The sequence below is a fragment of the Actinoplanes sp. NPDC089786 genome, assembly GCF_040684855.1.
Taxonomy (GTDB): domain Bacteria; phylum Actinomycetota; class Actinomycetes; order Mycobacteriales; family Micromonosporaceae; genus Actinoplanes.
Window position 1 is genome coordinate 1 of sequence record NZ_JBFBGU010000019.1, and the last position, 20,900, is coordinate 20,900.

Consider the following 20,900-nt stretch of genomic DNA (forward strand, 5'->3'; position numbering starts at 1 on the left):
CCGCATAAGTCACCGCTTCAACCAAGACCCATCCCACGCCGCTTCGCGCCGCGGGATGCTGCCGCGTATCTGGTCACGGTCGATTTTCGAGTTAGCCGATGGCCACCAGCCGCGCCGTGGTGGCCGAACCGTCCTTGGCGCCGGCCACGCCGACCGTGCCGCCGTTCTTGATCGCGCTCGCGTCGGCCTTCTTGCGGTCCTGGACGACCCGCAGGTCGGAGGCCACGGTCCAGGTCAGCGTGAAGCCGTCGGTCGACTTGACGGTCAGGGTCTTGCCGTCGGTGGCGGTGACCGTGCCGCGCTGCACCACGACGGTCTTCACGCCGTCCTTGCCCTGCACCGTCATCTCGCCGTGCAGGGTGTTCTTGCGCAGGAACTTGCGGGCGGCGACCCGGCGCTCCTGGCGCTTCGCCTTGCGGTCCGGCGCCGCCGCCGACGAGGACGGCGACGGGTCGGGCGCGAGCTCGGTCTGGTAGCCGACGGCCTCGAGGGCGGCGACCTCGTCACCCAGTGAGGCGTCGAGGGAGTCCGCGACCGCGGCGGGGGCGGCGTTCGGGGCCGGCCCGGCGGCACAGGCAGACAGGCCGAGCACGGCGGCGAGCCCGAGCGCGGTCGCGGTCAGCGCCGCGCGGCGGCGGTGATGCGTGGGTGTGCTCAGAGCAAAGCGGGTGCGAGTCATGCCGACAACTCTCCGCCGGGACGGCGAAGGCCGGGTCAGGGCAATGTTCGGGTTCCGTAAGGGAGCTGCGGGAGGGTCACGGTGAACTGGGCGCCGCCCTCGGGGGCGTGACCCGCGGTGATCGTGCCGCCCAGGCGTCCGACCAGCCGCGAGGCCAGGGCCAGCCCGAGGCCGCTGCCGACCTTGCGGATCCCCCGGTAGCGCTGGTGCAGGGCGCCGCGCTGGAAGGCCACCGCGAGGTCCTCGTCGGTGAAGCCGGGACCGCCGTCGCGCACCTCGATGACGCCGCCGGCCGGAGTGGCCCGCACGGCCAGGATCAGCGGGGCGCCCTGGGGCACGGCGCGCAGCGCGTTCTCGCACAGGCCGTCGACCACCTGGCGTATGCGGCCCGGGTCGGTGCTCACCAGCACGGGGTGGGCGGGCAGTTCGGTGCGCAGGGCGGGGCCGTCGGGGAGGCAGCGCGGCGCCCACGCCTCGCCGGCCGTACGGATCAGGTCGGTCAGGTCCACCTCGACGATGTCCAGCGGGAGGTCGGCCGCCTCCAGGCGGGACAGCACGAGCAGGTCGGAGATCAGGCGGTCCAGGCGGTCGGCCTCGGCGAGCATGGTCGCGCCGGCCTTGGGGGCGCCGTCCGCGCCGACGACACCGTCGGCGAGCGCTTCGGCGTACCCGCGGATGGTGGAAAGGGGTGTTCGAAGCTCGTGCGAGACGCTGAGCAGGAAGTCGCGCTCGCGGCCCTCGCTGATCTGGAGCGCGCTGGCCAGCCGGTTGAACGCCGTGGCCAGCTCGGCGGCCTCGGCCGGGCCCTCGGTGACCAGGCGGACCGAGCGGTCGCCGGCCGAGAGGTGACCGGCGGCGACGGCGGCGCGGCGGATCGGGCGGACGGTCAGCCGGGCCAGCAGCGCGCCCGCCAGCAGGCCACCGAGCAGGCCGGCGGCGAGCGGGAACCACACCGCGCCGAGCAGGCCGCCGGCGACGCCCGAGGCGACCGGCTTGGTGAGGATGACGCCGCTGCTCTGGCCGGTGATCGGGCGGCCGACGATGAACACGGCCCGGCCGCCGACCCGGCCGCGGGTGTCGACCTCGTCGCCCTCGGACACGAGCTGGACGATCCGTTGGGGCAGGCCGGGCGTGTCGACGACGCCGCGCCGGATCAGGTAGACCGAGATGCCGTCGCGGCGCAGGTCGCGCACGATGCGCTCGCGGGCGGCCGGGCGGACCGGGAGCAGCTCGACGGCCAGGCCGGCCCGCTCGTTCAGCTCGGCGCGGGCCTGCCGGTTCACCGCGTTGACGGCCAGGGGCACGGCGACCAGCGCGGTGATGATCACGGCGATCACCGCGGTCGCGGCCGTGACCAGCACGACCCGGGCGGTGAGCGTGCGGAAGACGTTAAACATCGGCGGTGTAGCCGACCCCGCGTACGGTGCGGATCAGCCCGGCCGCCCCGCCCAGCTTGGCCCGCACCTGGGCGACGTGCACGTCCACGGTCCGGGTGCCGGCGTGCGACGCGTAGCCCCACACCGAGGCCAGTAGCTCCTCCCGGGTGAACACCCGGCCGGGCCGCCCGAGCAGGTGCCCGAGCAGGTCGAACTCGGTCGGGGTGAGGGACAGCGGCGCGCCTTCGACGGTGACGAGACGCCGGCCGGGGTCGAGGGTGAGCGGGCCGAGCGTGCGTACCCGCTCGCCCTGGTCCGGACCGGCCGCGCGCCGCAGCAGCGCCTTGACCCGGGCGACCAGCTCGCGCGGGCTGAACGGCTTGGTCACGTAGTCGTCGGCGCCCAGCTCGAGCCCGAGGATCCGATCGACCTCGTCGTCGCGGGCGGTGAGGAAGATGACCGGCGTCCAGTCGCCGTCGGCCCGCATCCGCCGGCAGATCTCGGTGCCCTCCAGCCCGGGCAGCGCGATGTCGAGGATGGCCGCGACCGGGCGCACCCGGCGGGCGGCGGCCAGCCCGGCCGTGCCGTCGTGCTCGACGTGCACGCCGAAGCCCTCCCGGGCCAGGTAGAGCCGGACCAGGTCGGCGATCGGCCGCTCGTCCTCGACGACCAGCACGAGCCCCTTTTCCGTCACGGCACCTATCTTGCCGGTTCTCCGTGTTCGGGCGTTGTAAGAGATGCGCGCAGCGTGAGGTACCGCTGCTCGGGGACGCTGGTGGTGAGCGCGGCGGCCCGCACGTAGGCGTCGTGGGCGCCGGCCCGGTCGCCGGCCCGTTCCAGCAGGTGGGCCCGCACCGCGTCGACCCGGTGGTTGCCCGACAGCCGCTCGTCGCCGTCGACCGAGCCGAGGACCGCCAGCCCGGCCAGCGGCCCGCGCGCCCAGCCCATCGCGACCGCCTTGTTCAGCGTGACGATCGGTCCCGGGGCGAGCCGCTCGATCACTTCGTAGAGGGCGAGGATCTGGGGCCAGTCGGTGTCGTCCGCGGTCGCCGCCTCGTCGTGCAGGGCGGCGATCGCGGCCTGGAGCTGATAGGGCCCCACCGGCCCTTTGCCCAGGCAGGCCGAGACCAGCGCCACCCCCTCGGCGATCTGCGCCGCGTCCCACACCGAACGGTTCTGCTCGTGCAGCGGCACCAGCGCGCCCTGGGCGTCGGTTCGCGCGTCCCGCCGCGCGTCGGTGAGCAGCATCAACGCGAGCAGCCCGCCGGTCTCCACGTCGTCCGGGGTCAGCGAGCGCAACATCCGGGTGATCCGGATCGCCTCCACGGTCAGGTCGTCCCGCTTGAGGTCGGGCCCGCCGCTGGTCGTGTAGCCCTCGTTGAACACCAGGTAGAGCGTCTGCCGCACGACCCGCAGCCGCTCGGCGCGCTCGCCGGCCGGCGGCATCTCGAACCCCAGCCCGCTCTTCCTGATCGTGGCCTTGGCCCGGCTGATCCGCTGGGCCATCGTCGCCTCGGGCACCAGGAACGCCTTGGCGATCTCGGCCGTGCTGAGACCACCGACCGCCCGCAGGGTCAGCGCCAGCTGCGAGGGCGGCGACAGCGACGGGTGGCAGCAGAGGAACAGCAGCGTGAGCGTGTCATCCGTGGCGCTGACCTGGTCACCGGGAGCCGGCGGCGGCTGCAGCAGGAACTCGTTCTCCTCCCGCTTGCGCCGGGCCGACTCGCTGCGGAACTCGTCGACCAGCCGGCGCCCGGCCACCGCGAGCAGCCACGACCGCGGGTTGCCGGGCATCCCCTCGACCGGCCACTGGGTGGCCGCGGCGAGCAGCGCCTCCTGCATCGCGTCCTCGGCCGCGTCGAACTGCCCGTACCGCCGGGCCAGCGCACCCAGGACCTGGGGCGCCAGCTCGCGCAGCGTCGTTTCGATCTCCACGCGCTCAGACCTCGGGCGGCCCCGCCGGGACCTCACGCAGCTCGACCCGCTGCGCCCACGGCAGGATCTTCGACGCCAGCTCGATCGCGCGGGCCTCGTCCTTGACGTCCCAGATCCAGAACCCGGCGAGCGACTCCTTGGCCTCGGCGAACGGCCCGTCGGTGACCACCACCTGCCCGCCGCTCAGGCTCAGTGTCTTGGCCGTGGTGGGGTCGGCGAGCCCTTCGGCGAAGACCCACTCACCGGAGGCGTTGACCTCCTGGTTGAAGCTCTCCATGAACTGGATCATGTCGCGCACCCACTGGGTGTCGTGATCCTCCATCATCGTCGAGCTGTCACCGAACATCATCAGCATGTACTTCATCGCAGTCCCTTCGTTGTTCCGTCACCCGTGGTCGGAGCGGGCGGGGTGGTCTCGACATCGCGCCGACAAGAATTCGGGACCGAAATTCAAGAACCAGTTCAAGATCTGGATTTTCCCACGTCCGTCGTGGTCCAGACCGCATGCTCCCGCGGGCTCCAGGTCCGTGCCTGGTTCCGCGGCTGAAGCCGCAGATCAAACCAGATCAAACCCGAACGTTCTTTCTCTCCAAGCCGGGCGCACATGCCGGACGCGGAGCATGAGACTCGCTCTACGGGTGGCGGGAGACCGGGATGTCGGCCCAGACGACCTTGCCGTTGTCCTGGTGGTGGGTTCCCCACTCGCGGGTCAGCGCGGCGACCAGGAGCAGCCCGCGGCCGCCGATGCGGCGCGGGTCGGGGCCGAAGACGCGCGGCAGCTCGGGGCTGCTGTCGGCCACCTCGATGCGGACCGCGTCGTGGTGGCGGCGCATGGTCAGCCGGCCGCCGTCGCCGGTGTGCTGCACGACGTTCTCGACCAGTTCGGTGATCACCAGCAGGGCGTCGTCGACCAGGTCGGAGCTGTGCCACTGACCGAGGACGAGCCGCGCTTCGCTCCGGAGGGACGCACAGTCGGCACTGTGCTCGAAGGTCAACCGGAGCGGATCCATGCCCGGGTCAGTACCCGTTCCGGCCGGAGCTACGCCGACACCGCCTTGACGACCGTGATGGCGATGTCGTCCTCGGCGTCGCCGGAGAAGGATTCGAGCAGGTGGTCGCAGAGCTGCTCGGCGTCCAGGTGCTGCCGGTCGGTCAGCGCGACGGCCAGGTGGCGCAGCCGTTCGTCCAGGTCGGCGCGGCGCCGTTCGATGAGCCCGTCGGTGTAGAAGACGACCGCCGCGCCCGGTTCCAGGGCGATCGTGTGGTCGGTGCGTGCGACGCCCGCGCGTACCCCCAGAAGGGTTTCCCCCGGCGTCTCCAGCAGCCGGACGCTCCCGTCGGGACCCAGCAGCGCCGGCGGCGGGTGGCCGGCGTTCGACCAGCGCAGGGTCCGCACGCCCGCACCGACCTCGATCTGCGCGAGCACGACGCTGGCGAACGCGTGGACCGGCAGCCCGGCCATGGCCGCGCCGAGGTCGGTGAGGATCCGGGACGGCGGCGTACGCACGGTGAAGGCGATCCCGCGCAGCACGTTGCGGATCTGGGCCATCGCCACCGCGGCCGACCGATCGTGGCCGGAGACGTCGCCGACGGCCACGGTGAGCGTGCCGTCGGGCAGCTGGAAGGCGTCGTACCAGTCGCCGCCGATGTGCGCCTGGGCGATCGACGACAGGTAGCGCACGGCGACCTGGGTGTGCTCGGGCTGCGCGGGCTGGGTGAGCAGGCTCTGCTGGAGCGCCTCGGACATCGCCCGCTCCATCGAGACCAGCAGCCGGTCGGTGTGCCGGGCCCGGATCCGGCCCAGCGCCTGGGTCAGTGTCCGGCCGAGCAGCCGGATGAAGCCCAGGTAGGCGTCGTCCATGGTCAGGTGGGGGCTGAGCCGGGCGATCAGCACGCTGTCGTCGTCGCCGGCGGCCGGGTCGGCCAGCCGGAAGTGCACGCTGGCGCCGGTGTCGTCGGGCAGGACGGTGAGCATGTCGGGCGGCGCGGTCAGCGGTTCGAAGGTGGTGGCCGGCTCGTCGGAGGCCGGGACCATCAGCACGACCGAGGCGAGATCACTCTCGGCCGAGCGGAGCACCGGCAGGGCTCGGTCGATCAGGTCGGCCCGGCGCTCGGCCCCGGCCAGGGCGTCGCCGAGCCGGCGCAGCAGGTGCAGCCGGCGTGTGCCGATCACCTGGGCGGTGGTCTCGGCGGCGATGTCCATGACCCCTTCGACCTGCCCGGCCGGGCTGGTCACGGCCGAGTAGGAGAAGGTGAAGTAGGTCTCCTCGAGGAAGCCCTGCCGGTTCATGAGCAGCCGCAGGTTCTCGACCCAGGTGCCGTCGCCGCCCTTGGCCGCCGCCTCCAGCATCGGCCCGATGGTCTCCCAGATCTCCGGGAAGACGCCGCGCGCCGGGGTGCCGAGGGCGGCCGGGTGCTTGTCCGCGATCATCGGCGCGTACGCCTCGTTGTAGAGCAGCGCGAACTCCGGCCCCCAGAACAGCGCCACCGGGAACCGGGTGTGGAACGTCGTCCGCAGGGTGGTGGTCAGCGTGGGGCTCCACGACTCGACCGGACCCAGCGAGGTGGCCGCCCAATCGGTGCCGGCGTAGAGCTCACGCAGCGCACCGGCCGCACCGAACAGGTCACCCACCCGCTGAATCTAACCCCCGGCCGGGGACGTGGCCTCCGACGGGCCACTCCCGACACTTGGAGAGCGCTTTCCAAGAAGCGAGATGAGCGCCCGTTTTACCCGCATACACCCGGCCAGGCATTGACAGGGGCGAAACTCACGCGTAACACTGCGGCCACCATGGAGAGCGCTTTCCCCGAGCGCTGAGAAGGAGTCCCCATGCATCCCCGCCGCCGGAAATTCCTCGAGCGAAGCATCGTCCTCACCGTTCTCGCCGCCTGGCTGGCCGTCCCCACGGCCGCCCGGGCCGCCGATCCCCTCATCTCCCAGGGCAAGCCCGCCACCGCCTCGTCGGCCGAGGGCAACGACGTCGTCGCGGCCAACGCCGTCGACGGCAACACCGCGACCCGATGGTCGAGCCAGTTCAGCGATCCCCAGTGGCTCCAGGTCGACCTCGGCGCCACCGCGACGATCACCCAGGTCGTGCTGCGCTGGGAGACCGCGTACGGCAGCGCGTACCAGATCCAGACCTCGGCCAACGGCACCGCCTGGACCACCATCTCCACCCAGACCGGCCGCACCGGCGGCACCGACACCCTCAACGTCACCGGCAGCGGCCGCTACGTGCGCATGAACGGCACCGCCCGCGGCACCGGCTACGGCTACTCGCTGTGGGAGTTCGAGGTCTACGGCTCGACCGGCGGCACCACGCCGACGCCCGACCCGGAGCCCGGCTGGACCAACGTCTGGCAGGACACCTTCGACGGGCCGGCCGGCACCAGCCCGGCCGCGGCGAACTGGCTGATGCGCACCGGCACGCAGTACCCGGGCGGCGCCGCGAACTGGGGCACCGGCTCGGTCGAGACGGCCAGCAACGCCACCGCCAACGTGTCGCTCGACGGCGGGGGCAAGCTGAACATCACCGCGCTGCGGGACGGCGCCGGCCGGTGGACGTCCGGCCGCCTCGAGACCCAGCGCACCGACTTCACCCCGCAGCGCGGCGAGATGATCAAGTTCGCGGCGGTGCTCAAGCAGCCGAACGTCGGCAACGGGCTCGGCTACTGGCCGGGGTTCCGGGCGACCGGCGCGGCGTACCGCGGCAACTTCAACAACTGGCCGGGCGTCGGCGAGACCGACATCATGGTCGACGTCAACGGCCGCGGTCAGCTGGCCCAGACGTTGCACTGCGGCACCGCCCCGGACGGACCCTGCGCCGAGTACAACGGCCGGTCCAGCGGGCTGGCCTCGTGCACCGGCTGCGCCACCGGCTATCACGAGTTCGCCCAGGTGATCGACCGCACCAAGACCGACGAGGAGGTCCGGTTCTCCCTGGACGGGCGGCAGACCTGGGTGGTCCGCGAGTCGCAGGTCGGCGTGACCGCGTGGGCGGCGGCCGTGCAGCACGGCTTCTACCTGCGGCTCGACCTGGCCATCGGCGGCTCGCTGCCGAACGCGATCGCCGGGCGCACCACCCCGACCGCCGAGACGACCAGCGGCGGCGTGCTCAGCGTCGACTCGGTGACGGTCAGCCGGGCGACCGGGACGACACCGGCCGCGATGACCGACCCGGCGACGCCGGCCGGGCCGAGCACGGTCCGGGTCACCGGCTCGCAGGGCACCTGGCAGCTCCAGGTCAACGGCGCGCCCTACGAGATCAAGGGCATCACGTACGGTCCGCCGCAGGCGGCCGCCGACGGCTACACGCGCGACCTGAAGAACATGGGCGTCAACACGATCCGCACCTGGGGCGTGGACGACGCGAACACGCCGGCGCTGCTCGACCGAGCGGCCCAGCAGGGCATCAAGGTGATCGTCGGGCACTGGCTCAACCAGGGCGCCGACTACGTCAACGACACCGCGTACAAGAACGCCGCCAAGACCGAGATCGTCAACCGGGTCAACGCGCTGAAGAACCGCCAGGGCGTGCTGATGTGGGACGTCGGCAACGAGGTCATCCTGACCATGCAGGACCACGGGCTCGCGACCGACGTGGTCGAGGCGCGGCGGGTGGCGTACGCCCGGTTCGTCAACGAGGTCGCGGTGGCCATCCACGCCGCCGACCCGAACCACCCGGTCACCTCGACCGACGCGTACACCCAGGCCTGGACCTACTACAAGCAGTACTCCCCCGCGCTCGACCTGCTCGCGGTGAACTCGTACGGCGCGGTCGACACGATCAAGCGGGACTGGATCGCCGGCGGCTACACCAAGCCGTACGTGCTCACCGAAGGCGGCCCGGACGGCGAGTGGGAGGTGCCCAACGACGCCAACGGGGTGCCGACCGAGCCGACCGACCTGCAGAAGCGGCAGGGCTACACGGACAGCTGGAACGCGATCAAGGGGCACCCGGGCGTGGCGCTGGGCGCGACCGAGTTCCACTACGGGCTGGAGAACGACTTCGGCGGCGTGTGGCTGAACACCACCACCGGCGGCTGGCGGCGGCTCGGCTACCACGCGCTCCGGCAGGCGTACACCGGGCAGGCCGCGCCCAACACCCCGCCGGAGATCACCGCGATGTCGGTCAGCTCACCCACCGCGGTCCCGGCCGGCGGCACCTTCACCGTCGGTGTCACCGCCGGCGATCCGCAGGGTGACCTGATCCGCTACAACCTGATGGCCGGCGACAAGCACATCACCGGCAGCACCGGCCTGAAGAACCTGTCGTTCACCCAGAACGGCAACAGCTTCACGGTACGGGCGCCCGAGCAGCTGGGCGTCTGGAAGGTGTACGTGTACGCGTTCGACGGCCAGGGCAACGTCGGCATCGAGCAGCGGTCGTTCCGGGTCGTCCCGCCGACCGTGCCCGGCACCAACCTGTCCCGCGGCCGGCCGGCGACCGCGTCGACGTACCAGCCGACCGGCACGAACGGGCCGCAGCTGCCGGCGTACGCGGTGGATGGCGACTACGGGACCCGGTGGGCGTCGGAGTGGCTGGACACCGCGTGGCTCCAGGTCGACCTGGGCTCGGTGCAGTCGTTCAACCACGTGCAGCTGGCGTGGGAGGCGGCGTACGCGAGCTCGTACCAGATCCAGACCTCGGCCGACGGCAACAGCTGGACCAACGTCTACTCGACGACCAGCGGCGACGGCGGGTTCGACTCGCTGAACATCACCGGCTCCGGGCGGTACGTCCGGGTCAACGGCACCACCCGGGCGACCGGCTTCGGCTACTCGCTCTGGGAAATGGGTGTGTATCGCAGCTAGCCGAACGGTAGAAGGGAGGCGTGCGCTTCGTATATTGCGACGAGTCGGGGTACGAGGGCGAAAAGCTCATCGACTCCACGAAGCCGCTGTTCGCGCACGCCTCCGTTCTCATGTCCCACGCCGACGCGGCCGCCCTGCTGGCTTCGCTCCGCTCCCGGGTGAAGTCCCCGGCGACCTCCTACCGGGCCGGTCACCTGCTGCGCGAGAAGCACCGGCCGACGCTGCGCTGGTTCCTCTCGCCCGACGGCCCCGTGGCCGGCCTCGGCAGCGTCTTCCTGCTGGACAAGGCCCACTGGGTGGCCACCCGCACCGCCTCACTGCTGGACATTCCGGTGGAGTCGCTGGACCACTCGCCCTACGTGCTGGCCGCCGCCAACGACATGCTGCGCGGCAAGGACCAGCCCGGCGTGGTCGACGAGTTCTTCCGGGTATCCGGCCTGGATGATGCCGGTCGCGAGCGGGCCGAGCTGTTCCGCGAGTGGCTGGCCACCGACCGGGTGGCCAACTCGGTCCTCGACCCGCTGATGCCCGCACTGATCTCGGCCGTGAAGCGCTGGGGCCCGGCCACCGTCGTGCACGACCGCCAGATCATGTTGCCCGAGCGCCGGGTCGAGCTGATCCGCGAGCAGTGCGACGGGCTGATGACCGGTCTGCGGTTCGTGGCCATCGAGGACTGCCCGCAGATCCAGGTGGCCGACATGTTGGCCGGCACGGTCCGCGCCCTGAGCGAACGCCCGGACGACGAGATGTCCGCTCTCGCCGCCCGGTTCGTCGCCGCCGACTCGTTCCTCGTCTGAACCCGCGGGGCCGATCCCGACCGTGATCGACCGGTTGTCTTGAATGTCAGGGTGTTCTCCGTCCGCCGTGATGACGGCCTGCTGCTGACCGACGACCGTGACGCCATCGACCTGGACCGCGTGCATCGCTGGCTCTCCACCGACGCGTGGTGGGCCCTCGACCGCACCGCGGAACAGACGCGCGGCATCGTCGCCGCGTCCCGCCCGTACGGCGTCTACTCCGATACCGGCCAGGTGGCGTTCACCCGCGTGGTGACCGACGGGCTGACGTTCGCGTACCTGGCCGACGTGTTCGTCGACCGGGCCGCCCGCGGCCGTGGCATCGGCACCTGGATGACCCAGCAGGTCTGCGCCCACCTGGACGACCAGCACATCCGCACCATGGTGCTGGCCACGACTGACGCCCACGACGTGTACGCCCGGGCCGGCTTCTCCGACGTCCCGCCCCGCCGCTGGATGTGGCGGACCCAGGTGACCCCGCCGGCGTGAACGCCCCGCCCGGCCGCGACCAAGAACAATGGTGATGACTGTCAACAAGGTCGACGCCGACGTCGGCGTGCTCTTCGAACGGCACGCCGACGAACTGCACCGCTATCTGGCGCGCCGGGTCGGTGTGGCCGCCGACGACCTGGTCGGGGACACGTTCGTGGCGGCGTTGCGCGGGGGCTTCGACGCGCGGCGGGGCTCGGCGCGGGCGTGGCTCTACGGGATCGCCACCAACCTGGCCAACAACCACGTGCGGCGGCGCGGCCCAGCGCCGCGGCGGTCGCGCAGCTCGACCGGGCGGCCGCGGCCACCACGGGCGGTCCGACGGCGCCCGGGCAGTACTTCTACACCGAGAAGCACGAGTGGGCGCTGGGCGCGGCACAGACCCGCGGCGGGAAGAGTCTGGCTCAGCTGCAGGAGACCATCTACGAGACCTGGGTCCCGCACGAGCGCTCTCACGAGTGGGTCAAGGTCACCACGGTCACCGGCAAGACACAGTGGCTGGTCGGCGACGACGAACTCGTGCGCCGCGAGGGTGACGGGGGGCTCCGGAGCATTCCGGGACGCACCCGGGAGGCCGGGCCCTGCGGCGACTACCCGAGCGACAACGGCCGGCTTGGCGAGACCACCGAGCGCCCGAGCTGCGACCAGCGTCCGGGCGACTGGTATGAGCCGACGCCACGCTTCCTGGCCGGTCTGCCGACCGATCCGGCCAAGCTCTACAAGCGACTCGAGGACGACAACCTCGGCGGGCGCGCGGACATGCTCCCGATGGCGGCCGGCGTGCTCACCGCCGACGCGCCGGCCTCGGTGCGGGCAAACCTCTTCCGGGCCCTGGAGAACGTGCCCGGCCTCCACCTCACCTCGGACACCGTGAACCTCGACGGCCGCCACGGCGTCGGGCTGGGCATCACCGAGGACGGCCTGCGGCACGAGATCGTCATCGACCCGGACACCGGCCGGCTCATCGGCCAACGCTTGGTGCTCACCAGGCCCGGAACCGAGATGTGGGCGGGCCTGCCGACCGGCACGGTCGCCGAGTACACAGCCGTAACCACGAGCGTGGTCGGTGTGGTGCCGCGCTAACCGCAGACGCACTCACGCCACGAAGGAGGGCGCACGTCGCAGGGAGGGTGGCCGCGGAAGCGAAGCGTGCGGCCACCCGGACCGACCTCGGCGGGAGCAGCGGTCTGAACCACTGCCCCCGCCACGACCGAATCTTGATCTTGGTTATGGACCTGTCGTCAGATATTGGGTTTCGGCTCCGCGGACGGCCGGGGCGCCCTTGTCGTTGATGATGCGGTTGATGGTTCCTTGGCCGCCCAATGACACCGTGACCATGTTGGTGAATCTGATGCCGGGCTTGACCGGGGCCTCGAAGGCGCGTTCGCCGACCACCGACTGGTCGAGGGTGAAAACGCAGTAGCTGCCCAGCCCCCACGCCTGGTGGTCGTTGACCGGGTCGGCGACCTTGTAGGCCGCGTAACCCCTGGTGGAGCCGTTCATCCAGGCGGCCTGGTTGGGCATCTCGTAGGGCATCTCGTTCTGGTAGAAGTAGGTCCGGCCGCGCTCGCCGTTCCAGACCGTCTGGTACTTCTGGAAGTGCTCGACGAACAGGCCGTACATGGTGACGTCGTCGCCGTTGACGATCAGGCCCTGATCGGCCGTGTTGACGTTCCAGCCGACGCCGTCGCCGTGGTCGGCGCGCCACAGCCACATGTGGTCGCCGATCACGTCGTCGCTGTTGATGACGAGCGTGTTGGTGGCCTTGCCGACGCCGGGGCCGCCGATGCGGAAGAAGACGTCGTGCAGCGAGGTCGGGTTGGCGCTGTGGTCGGTGCTGGAGCCGGGGGCGCCGACCTCCATGAGCGACGGGGACGTGACCGCGCCGGCGTCGAACATGATGCCGGCCACCTTCACGCCGTCGACGTCGGCGATCTTCAGCGGGGTGACGCCGTTGTCGGCGAAGAACGTGGCCAGGCCCAGGCCGAGGATGACCGTGTTGGCCCGGGTCACGTTGATCGTCTGGTTGACGTGGTGGGTGCCGGGGGTGACCAGCAGGTGCTTGCCCTGGGACAGCGCGTTGTTGATGGTCGCCGCGGTCGTGCCGGGCCGGACGATGAAGAAGTCGGCCAGCGAGATCGAGGCGCCCGCGGGGGTCTTGTTGTACCAGCTCGTGCCGGTGCTGTTCTGCCGCAGCGCGGGCACGAAGACCCGGTACTCACCGTTGGCGAAATATAGGAACGGCTTCTCGCGTACGACCGGAGTCGTGTTGACCACCGTGTGTGACGGGTTCGGGAAGTGCGGCGGCGGGGCGCCCTGCACACCCTGGAAGACCATGTTCCAGACCGAGCCGGCCCAGCTGCCGAACTCGCTGTTGCGGGAGTACCACTGCTGCTGCGAGCCGGAGACGACCGCACCGTCCACCTTGGTGTCGGCCATCAGGCCGCCGGACGACCAGCCGTCGCCACCGTTCCACAGCTGGATCTGGTTCTGCGCGCCGCGCAGGTGCATGCGGCGGTACGGCGCGGCCTGGGAGACCGCGTACCGCTCCACGGTGGTGCCGGCGGGCAGGGTCACCGACAGGTTCTCCGCGGTACGCCAGAAGTTCTGGGTCGCGTTGCCGTTCATCCAGTTCGCCTCGACGCGCACGTGGCCGTTGAGGTTGACGTCGTCGGGGGACATCCCCAGCCCGGCCACCTGCTCGAAGAAGCCCAGGTTGACGTCGGCCGTGTAGGTGCCGGGCTTGAACAGGACCGCGTACCGCTCGGGGCCGAACTGGTTGCGCTCCTGGGCGGTGAACAGCTGGTTGAGCCGGTTCTGGATGGTGGCCGTGGGCGTCGACGGGTCGTAGACGTTGACGTTCGGGCCGAAGTTGGGGTTGCGCGGGTCGGTCGGCTCGACCGGGTCCGGGTTGGCCGGGCCGCCGTCACCGGTGAACGCCCTCAGCTCCCACAGCGAGTAGCCGTAGCCGGTGGCCCGGGCGGTGCCGTAGACGCGCAGGTAGCGGCCTTCACCCGCGACGGTCAGGTTCTGCGTGCCGCCGGTGCCGGTGGTCGTCGAGTAGATGTTCGTCCAGGCGGTGCCGTTGGTGCTGGTCTGGATCTGGAAGCTCCGGCCGTACGCCGCCTCCCAGCTCAGGTCGACCTGGCAGAGCGAGACGGTGTTGCCCAGGTCGACCTGGATCCATTGCGGGTCGCTGAACGCGCTGGCCCAGCGGGTGCCGGTGTTGCCGTCGACGGCCAGCCCGGCCGCGTAGCCGGCGCCCTCGCTGGAGCTGGCCGTGGCCGGCTTGTTCAGGGCGACGTTGGTGGTGCCGCAGGCGGCGGCCTGCGCGCTGGTGACGCTGACGATGGTCAGGCCGAGCACGGTCGCGAGGCCGGCGGCGGCCGCGGTGAGAGTTCGGCGGGTACGGCGGGTACGCCGCCTGAGATCAGGTGTCATGATCCTGCCTGTCGTGGGGATCTGTGGCGGCCCGGCCCGCGGGGAAACGGGCCGGGCCGCCATGGGGACGGAACAATCTCGCCGTGGGAACGGCGGCGGGGAGAAGAGGGGTTAGGAAAGCGCTCTCCCAGGTAAGGCAATTGTTTCCCGCACGTTGCAGGACGTCAATACGTCCACGGTTCCGGAAATTGCCTCGCGCATTGACACGTTCGCCGGAAAAGGCCGAGACTCCCGTTGTGCCCCGCCGTACCCTTGCCCCCGCCCTGGTTCTGCTGATGGCCGGACTGTGCGCCTGCGACTCCCCCGCGTCGCCGGCCGTGCCACCGCCTCCGGCCGCGCCGTCCACCTCGTTCGGTGGCACCGACCGCGCCTGGATCGAGATCAACATCGCGATGAACGAGGAACTGACCCCGCTGCTCGAGCTGGTCGGCGAGCAGAGCCGGGACAATGCCGTGAAAGGCATCGCCTCGCAGGTCAACGACGTGAACGTGCGCGATCTGACCGAGCTGCGGGCGCTCCACGACGCGGCCGGGCTGCCCGCCGAGAACCCGCACAAGGGCATGCCGATGCCGGGGATGGTGACGCCCGAGGTGGTGACCCGGGCGGCCGCGGCCGAGGGGGCGGCGTTCGACCAGATCTTCCGCGAGCAGGTGCGGGCCCATCTGGATCAGGGCGTGAAGCTGGCGAAGAGCGAGACCACGGCCGGGGTGGAACCGCGTACCAAAGCACTCGCGGAGCGAATGATCAGCGATCGCGAATCCCTTTTGCCGAAGCTCCCCCCGGCCGTGAAATAAGTGCTCCTAATTTCTGTTATCGGGGCAGTTCGTAGTTCTCGTTCAGCGCCGCGCCGCGATCCGGCTTGTAGAGGTCGAAGCCGCGCGGGTCACACTGGAGACCACCGTTGATGCAGTGGGTGGTCAGGGCGGCCAGCGTCGGCGAGTCCCACACGTTGTAGAAGTCGTAGTGGAACGTGTAGCCACGCCCGCTCGACAGCCGCACGTCGGCCATGTTGCCGCTGACCGGGAACGCCATCTTGAACTCGATCATCGGCACCGCGACCGGGTGACTGGCCGGGCAGACCCCGAGCGTCGGGTACGCCATGTGGCTCTTGTGGTCCGGCGTGTCCAGGTAGAGGCCGTTCCAGCAGGACGGCGCCTGCATGCGGATGTTGAGCTGGGAGCCGGCCGGGCAGGTGGCCGGGAAGTCCCAGTTGAACGAGCTGTCGCCACACTCCCAGCCCTCGACCGCCCCGGGCGCGTTCTGGAACTCGCTCTGCGTGGCGCTCGGGCTGCCGACCACGTACCGCAGCCCGGGCGGGGACGGCCGCACGCTGCGGTAGTCGATCACGCCGGACTTGTAGTAGATGACCTGCCGGCCTGCCGGCTGCACCGCGGTGGTGCCGTTGAGCAGGGTCGGCATCCAGTAGCCGGTCTTGTCGCCCGGCGTGATGCACGACGTGCCGCCGGCCTGGAGGCTGCCCAGCGTCGACATCGCGTTCGTGGAGTTGTTGCCCATGAACGTGTGCGAGTGCGAGGCGCCCGGCAGGCCCGGGAACACGATCGGGTCGTCCGGCAGGTTGGACCGGCTGACCGAGCAGTTCATCTGGAACTCGTGGTGTGTGGTCGGCGGGTTGGTCGCCGGCGGCACCTGGGTGGACGGGACGACACCGGTGACCGGCGGGTTCGCCGGGACGTAGCCGTCGCCGCCGGGCGGGGTCGAGCCGCCGGCGCCGTACACCTGGAACTCGTAGAGCGAGTAGCCGTAGCCGGTGCCGCGCTGGGTGCCGTACATCCGGACGTAACGGCCGCTGCCGCTGACCGCCAGCGACTGGTTGCCGCCGGTCGCGGTGGTCGTCGAGTAGACGGTCGTCCAGTTGTTGCCGTCGGCGCTGGTCTGGATCTGGAAGGCCTTGGCGTACGCGGCCTCCCAGCGCACGTCGACGCGGCTGATGGTGGCGGTCGCGCCGAGGTCGACGCGCAGCCACTGCGGGTCGCTCCAGGCACTGCCCCATCGGGTGTCGTTGCGCCCGTCGACCGCGGCGGCGGCCGGGGCGCCGCCGTTCTCGGTCGACGAGGCGAGGGTGGGCCGGCCCTGTGACAGCAGCGAGTCGGCGGCCTGCGCCATCGGCGCGTTGATGACCAACGCCCCGCCGACGGCGACCGCCGCGCAGGTGATCAGCAGGCGTCTTCTTCGTGTTCGCATCACTTCTCCTGGGGGATTCGGGGAAATCGATTGGAGAGCGCTTTCCGAAGTGTTACGCCCAGGTTGCCGCGCGGTCAATACACGGGCGGTTTTGTCGGTTTTCGAAGCCTCGGCCGGAGAGCGCTCTCCAACGGCTGTGTTATAACTGCGTCCATGACCGCCACGAGGGGACGTAGCCCGGTCGGCGAACGCCTGCCGACGCTGGAGGACGTGGCCCGCGTCGCCGGCGTCTCCCGGGCCACCGCGTCACGGGTCATCAACGGCATCCGCAACGTCGACCCGCAGCTCAACGAGCAGGTGTGGAACGCGGTCGGCGCCACCGGCTACGTGCCCAACCGGCTGGCCCGGTCGCTGGTCACCCGGCGCACCGGCACGATCGCTCTGGTCGTGTCCGATTCGGAGGCCCACGACGACGACCCGTTCATGGGCCGTTTCTTCGCCGACCCCTACTTCGGCCGGGTGGTCGGTGGGCTGATGAGCGTGCTGCGGCCGGCCGGGGTGCAACTCGCCCTCCAGATCGTGGGTACGCCCGACCAGCGCACCCGGCTGATCGGCGACCTCCGGCACGGCCAGGCCGACGGGGCGGTCGTGCTGTCGCTGCCCGCGCACGACCCGCTGCCCCGCATGCTCACCGACGCCGGCGTCCCCGCGGTCCTGATCGGCCGCCCGCCCGAACCGGTGCCGATCGACTACGTCGACCTGGCCAACGACACCGGCGCCGCGCTGGCCGCCGACCACCTGGTCGCCCGGGGCGCCCGCCAGATCGCCATGATCTCCGGCCCGGCCGACGTGCCCGCCAGCAGCGACCGGGTGACCGGCTTCCGCCGGGCGATGGCCCGCCACGGGCACGGCTGGGTCCCGATCGCCCACGGCAACTTCACCCGCGAATCCGGCGAGGCCGCGATGCGCTCCCTGCTCGACGCCCAGCCCGCCGTCGACGGCGTCTTCGCCGCCAACGACCTGATGGCCCTGGGCGCCCAGTCCGTCCTGCGCGACGCCGGCCGCCACGTCCCCGACGACGTCCGCGTGGTCGGCTTCGACGACAGCAGCGCCGCCCTGGCCGCCAGCCCCGCCCTCACCACCGTCCGCCACCCCTTGGAGGACATGGCCGCCGAGGGCGCCCGCCTCCTCCTGGCCCGAGTCGACGACCGCACCATGCGCGTGTCCTCAGTCATCTACGAGCCAACCCTGGTGATCCGTTCCTCCAGCTGACCCCCCAAGCCGGGAGCCGCCACCGAACCACGGGGCCAGTGGCGGCTCCCACCCACCCTTCCCACTTGCCTCGCTCGCGCCCTGAGGCCGTGCCGCGCGCGGTCTCACGCGCCGGCCGAGGCCCGAGGACTTGCGGACCGAGGGCCTGCGGGCCGGGAATCGCGGGGCGAAGACTTGCTGGCCAGGCTTGCGGGCCGGGGATCGCGAGGCCGGGATTTGCGAGACCGGGGGGTGGCGCGCGCGGAGTCGGGGACCCACCCATCTACGTGGGGCCGAGCCCGGCGTCGCCCGCCCGGACACCGTCAGGGCCTACCACCGGTGCCGGGCAGCCCGGTGAGGGGCGGCAGCGAGGGTGAGCGGGCACCAGCGCAGCCCGGCCGGCGCGGATGGGCCGGACCTTCGCCCGGGAGGCTGTCCATCGGGGTTGGGCCTGCGTGCACGAACCTGGAAGGGCTCGAGTCGCCTCCGTCGACCCGCCCGAAGCCCGGACGGGTGTGGACTTGCACGCACGATTCGGAGGGCTCCGGCCCGCCCACCCGACGACCCCGACGGGGTTGGGCTTGCGCGCACGGACCCGGAAGGGCTCGGGCCATCTCCGATGGGCCCCAGCCCGTAGCCCGCGGGAGCATACGATCCGCACCCCGACGAACGCGGGAAACAAGGCCGTTGAACTTGATCTTGCTCGCATCTTGATCTTGAGAGGTCGACGCCAAACGAGGCCGGCCTGACGCTAGGGGCTGGCGGCCAGGAAGAGGAAGACGGCCAAAAGGCCTAGATGGATTCCGCCCTGGAGGACGTTGGCTCGGCCGGGGACGACGGTCAGGGTTCCGACGACCATGGTGAGGGCCAGGAGGACGATCTGGGTGCCGCCCAGGCCCAGCAGGAGGGGGCCGCTCAGCCAGATCATCGCGATGGCGATCGCCGGGATGGTGAGGCCGATGCTGGCCATGGCTGAGCCGAGGGCCAGGTTGAGGCTGGTCTGCATGCGGTCGCGGGCGGCGGCTCGGACGGCGGCGATGGTTTCCGGGAGCAGGACGAGCAGGGCGATCACGACGCCGACCACGGATTGGGGCAGGCCGGCGTCGGCCACGCCGGCCTCGATCGACGGGGAGACGCCCTTGGCCAGGCCGACCACGGCGATCAGGGCCAGCAGCAGGACGCCGAGGCTGATGCCGGCCGAGCGGGCGGAGGGCGGCTCGAGGTGTTCCTCCTCGTTGATCACTTGGCCGGCGGTGGTGATGGGGAGGAAGTAGTCGCGGTGGCGGCGGGTCTGGACCAGGACGAAGAGCAGGTACAGGCCCAGTGAGGCGACGGCGGCGAAGGCGAGCTGGGCGGGCGAGAACTCGGGGCCGTTGCGGCTGGTGGTGAAGCTGGGCAGGACCAGGCTGAGGGTGGCGATGGTGGCCACGGCGGCCAGGGCGCCGCCGGTGCCCTCGGGGTTGAAGACGGCGATGCGGCGGCGGATGGCGCCGACCAGCAGGGACAGGCCGAGGATGCCGTTGCAGGTGATCATCACGGCGGCGAAGACGGTGTCGCGGGCCAGCGACTGGGTCTTCTCGCCGCCACTGATCATCAGGGTGACGATCAGGGCGACCTCGATGATGGTCACGGCCACGGCGAGAACCAGGGAGCCGTACGGCTCACCGACCTTGTGGGCGACCACCTCGGCGTGATGCACGGCGGCCAGCACCGAACCGGCCAGGAACAGCCCGACGATGATCACGATCGGCGGTGGCAGGTCGCGGCCCCACGTCAGGATCAGGGCGGCGATGGCCAGGATCGGGACCGAAACGGTCCACTGGATTTTGGCAATCATCCGACAAGATTGCCAGATTTCCTCAGCGGCCCGGACCGGCTTCGCGGGCGCGGACGATCGCCTCGGCCCGGTCGGCGACCTGACGTTTGGCGGGGCTACCGGACGCCGGCCATCAGTTCCAGGGTGTCGATGACCCGGTTGGCGAAGCCCCACTCGTTGTCGTACCAGGCGACGACCTTGATGTGGCGGCCTTCGACCCGGGTCAGGGCGGCGTCGAAGACGGCCGAGGCCGGGTTGCCGGTGATGTCGCTGGAGACCAGGGGCTCGTCGGAGTATTCGAGGATGCCGTCGAGGGTGCCCTTGGCGGCGACGTGGTAGGCGGTGAGCACCTCGTCGCGGGTGACCGCGCGGGCGACCGTGGTGTTCAGTTCGACCAGCGAGCCCACCGGCACGGGAACGCGGATCGAGTCGCCGGAGAGCTTGCCGTCCAGGCGGGGCAGCACCTTGCCGATCGCCTTGGCCGCGCCGGTGGTGGTGGGCGCGATGTTCACCGCGGCGGCGCGGGCGCGCCGCAGGTCGCGGTGCGGGCCGTCCTGGAGGTTCTGCTCCTGGGTGTACGCGTGGACGGTCGTCATGAAGCCGTGCTCGATGACCGCCACGTCGTCCAGCACCGAGGCCAGCGGGGCCAGGGCGTTGGTCGTGCAGGACGCGTTGGAGACGATCAGGTGCCGGTCGGGGTCGTAGGCGCCGGTGTTGACCCCGTAGGCCAGCGTGACGTCGGCGCCGTCGGAGGGCGCGCTGACCAGCACGCGGCGCGCGCCGGCGTCGAGGTGGGCGCGGGCCGCGTCGGCCTTGGTGAACCGGCCGGTGGATTCCAGCACCACGTCGACGCCGAGGCCGGCCCAGGGCAGTTTGGCCGGGTCGCGTTCGGCGGTGACCCGGATGCGGTGGCCGTCGACGATCAGGTCGGCCCCGTCGACCTCGACCGGGCGGTGCAGGCGGCCCTGCGCGCTGTCGTACTTGAGCAGGTGGGCCAGGGTGCCGGGCGGGCTGAGGTCGTTGATGCCGGCCACCTCCAGCTTGCTGTCACGCTGGAGCAGGGCGCGGAGGGTGTTGCGTCCGATGCGGCCGAATCCGTTGATGGCGATGCGAGTCATGCCGTTCAGCGTCTTTTATTTGAGTGGGGGGCGTAAGTGGC

The 20,900-nt window shown here is 71.2% G+C and carries 17 protein-coding genes and 1 pseudogene; 7 read left to right on the plus strand and 11 right to left on the minus strand.

Translation table 11 applies throughout. The features are described from left to right. Positions 1–91: 91 nt before the first annotated feature. From AB0O15_RS36055 to AB0O15_RS36085, 7 genes are all read right to left on the minus strand, one after another. Positions 92–679 carry a hypothetical protein gene (locus AB0O15_RS36055; RefSeq protein ID WP_364328420.1) on the minus strand — a complete coding sequence of 196 codons (588 nt, stop codon included), beginning with the start codon at positions 677–679 and terminating at the stop codon, positions 92–94. Positions 680–714: 35 nt separating this feature from the next. Beyond that, the gene (locus AB0O15_RS36060; RefSeq protein WP_364328422.1) at positions 715–2,076 is read right to left on the minus strand and encodes an ATP-binding protein; all 1,362 of its coding nucleotides are present in this window, start codon (positions 2,074–2,076) and stop codon (positions 715–717) included. After that, complete coding sequence (locus AB0O15_RS36065; protein ID WP_364328425.1) at positions 2,069–2,749, minus strand: response regulator transcription factor; 681 nt, start codon at positions 2,747–2,749, stop codon at positions 2,069–2,071. The genes AB0O15_RS36060 and AB0O15_RS36065 overlap by 8 nt, the downstream gene beginning before the upstream one ends. A gap of 5 nt (positions 2,750–2,754) precedes the next feature. Further along, positions 2,755–3,984: a sigma-70 family RNA polymerase sigma factor gene (locus AB0O15_RS36070; RefSeq protein WP_364328908.1), complete on the minus strand. Its 1,230-nt coding sequence runs from the start codon at positions 3,982–3,984 to the stop codon at positions 2,755–2,757. Positions 3,985–3,994: 10 nt separating this feature from the next. Next, a complete protein-coding gene (locus AB0O15_RS36075; protein WP_364328428.1) occupies positions 3,995–4,354 on the minus strand; it encodes a YciI family protein in 360 nt (119 codons plus the stop codon). A gap of 268 nt (positions 4,355–4,622) precedes the next feature. Then, positions 4,623–5,000: an ATP-binding protein gene (locus tag AB0O15_RS36080; RefSeq protein ID WP_364328431.1), complete on the minus strand. Its 378-nt coding sequence runs from the start codon at positions 4,998–5,000 to the stop codon at positions 4,623–4,625. 29 nt (positions 5,001–5,029) lie between these two features. Beyond that, positions 5,030–6,622: a PP2C family protein-serine/threonine phosphatase gene (locus tag AB0O15_RS36085; RefSeq protein ID WP_364328434.1), complete on the minus strand. Its 1,593-nt coding sequence runs from the start codon at positions 6,620–6,622 to the stop codon at positions 5,030–5,032. Between the two features lie 198 nt (positions 6,623–6,820). On the opposite strand from AB0O15_RS36085, the gene AB0O15_RS36090 reads away from it, so the two are divergent. The 5 genes and pseudogenes from AB0O15_RS36090 (at position 6,821) to AB0O15_RS36110 (ending at position 12,174) form a co-directional block, all read left to right on the plus strand. Beyond that, a complete protein-coding gene (locus AB0O15_RS36090) occupies positions 6,821–9,805 on the plus strand; it encodes a discoidin domain-containing protein (protein ID WP_364328437.1) in 2,985 nt (994 codons plus the stop codon). Between the two features lie 20 nt (positions 9,806–9,825). Beyond that, positions 9,826–10,602: a DUF3800 domain-containing protein gene (locus AB0O15_RS36095; RefSeq protein ID WP_364328439.1), complete on the plus strand. Its 777-nt coding sequence runs from the start codon at positions 9,826–9,828 to the stop codon at positions 10,600–10,602. A gap of 51 nt (positions 10,603–10,653) precedes the next feature. Next, positions 10,654–11,091 (plus strand): GNAT family N-acetyltransferase, encoded by a 438-nt coding sequence (locus AB0O15_RS36100; RefSeq protein WP_364328442.1) that lies wholly within the window; start codon positions 10,654–10,656, stop codon positions 11,089–11,091. A gap of 34 nt (positions 11,092–11,125) precedes the next feature. Then, a pseudogene (locus tag AB0O15_RS36105) lies at positions 11,126–11,293 on the plus strand (sigma factor); the annotation flags it as partial. A 5-nt stretch (positions 11,294–11,298) separates the two neighbouring features. Beyond that, positions 11,299–12,174: a CU044_5270 family protein gene (locus tag AB0O15_RS36110; RefSeq protein WP_364328445.1), complete on the plus strand. Its 876-nt coding sequence runs from the start codon at positions 11,299–11,301 to the stop codon at positions 12,172–12,174. A gap of 144 nt (positions 12,175–12,318) precedes the next feature. Here the strand turns inward: AB0O15_RS36110 and AB0O15_RS36115 are convergent, their stop codons facing one another. After that, on the minus strand, positions 12,319–14,532 hold the full coding sequence (locus AB0O15_RS36115; RefSeq protein WP_364328448.1) for a discoidin domain-containing protein: 2,214 nt from the start codon (positions 14,530–14,532) through the stop codon (positions 12,319–12,321). 236 nt (positions 14,533–14,768) lie between these two features. Between AB0O15_RS36115 and AB0O15_RS36120 the strand changes: the two genes are divergently transcribed. Then, a complete protein-coding gene (locus tag AB0O15_RS36120; protein WP_364328451.1) occupies positions 14,769–15,326 on the plus strand; it encodes a DUF305 domain-containing protein in 558 nt (185 codons plus the stop codon). Between the two features lie 16 nt (positions 15,327–15,342). Here AB0O15_RS36120 and AB0O15_RS36125 read toward each other — a convergent pair whose 3' ends face one another. Further along, on the minus strand, positions 15,343–16,734 hold the full coding sequence (locus tag AB0O15_RS36125; RefSeq protein WP_364328454.1) for a DUF1996 domain-containing protein: 1,392 nt from the start codon (positions 16,732–16,734) through the stop codon (positions 15,343–15,345). Between the two features lie 153 nt (positions 16,735–16,887). On the opposite strand from AB0O15_RS36125, the gene AB0O15_RS36130 reads away from it, so the two are divergent. Further along, entirely contained in the window at positions 16,888–17,946 is a 1,059-nt protein-coding gene (locus tag AB0O15_RS36130; RefSeq protein ID WP_364328457.1) for a LacI family DNA-binding transcriptional regulator, read from the plus strand. Between the two features lie 730 nt (positions 17,947–18,676). Here the strand turns inward: AB0O15_RS36130 and AB0O15_RS36135 are convergent. Both AB0O15_RS36135 and gap read right to left on the minus strand, forming a co-directional pair. Continuing rightward, positions 18,677–19,762 (minus strand): ionic transporter y4hA, encoded by a 1,086-nt coding sequence (locus AB0O15_RS36135; RefSeq protein ID WP_364328460.1) that lies wholly within the window; start codon positions 19,760–19,762, stop codon positions 18,677–18,679. Between the two features lie 95 nt (positions 19,763–19,857). Continuing rightward, a complete protein-coding gene (gene gap / locus AB0O15_RS36140; protein WP_364328463.1) occupies positions 19,858–20,859 on the minus strand; it encodes a type I glyceraldehyde-3-phosphate dehydrogenase in 1,002 nt (333 codons plus the stop codon). Positions 20,860–20,900: the final 41 nt, after the last annotated feature.

Bases quoted from the DNA above. Each gene is read 5' to 3' on its own strand.
- AB0O15_RS36130 (WP_364328457.1), top strand. From the start codon at position 16,888: ATGACCGCCACGAGGGGACGTAGCCCGGTCGGCGAACGCCTGCCGACG.
- AB0O15_RS36055 (WP_364328420.1), bottom strand. From the start codon at position 679: ATGACTCGCACCCGCTTTGCTCTGAGCACACCCACGCATCACCGCCGC.
- AB0O15_RS36135 (WP_364328460.1), bottom strand. From the start codon at position 19,762: ATGATTGCCAAAATCCAGTGGACCGTTTCGGTCCCGATCCTGGCCATC.
- AB0O15_RS36090 (WP_364328437.1), top strand. From the start codon at position 6,821: ATGCATCCCCGCCGCCGGAAATTCCTCGAGCGAAGCATCGTCCTCACC.
- AB0O15_RS36115 (WP_364328448.1), bottom strand. From the start codon at position 14,532: ATGACACCTGATCTCAGGCGGCGTACCCGCCGTACCCGCCGAACTCTC.
- AB0O15_RS36125 (WP_364328454.1), bottom strand. From the start codon at position 16,734: ATGCGAACACGAAGAAGACGCCTGCTGATCACCTGCGCGGCGGTCGCC.
- AB0O15_RS36060 (WP_364328422.1), bottom strand. From the start codon at position 2,076: ATGTTTAACGTCTTCCGCACGCTCACCGCCCGGGTCGTGCTGGTCACG.
- AB0O15_RS36080 (WP_364328431.1), bottom strand. From the start codon at position 5,000: ATGGATCCGCTCCGGTTGACCTTCGAGCACAGTGCCGACTGTGCGTCC.
- AB0O15_RS36075 (WP_364328428.1), bottom strand. From the start codon at position 4,354: ATGAAGTACATGCTGATGATGTTCGGTGACAGCTCGACGATGATGGAG.
- gap (WP_364328463.1), bottom strand. From the start codon at position 20,859: ATGACTCGCATCGCCATCAACGGATTCGGCCGCATCGGACGCAACACC.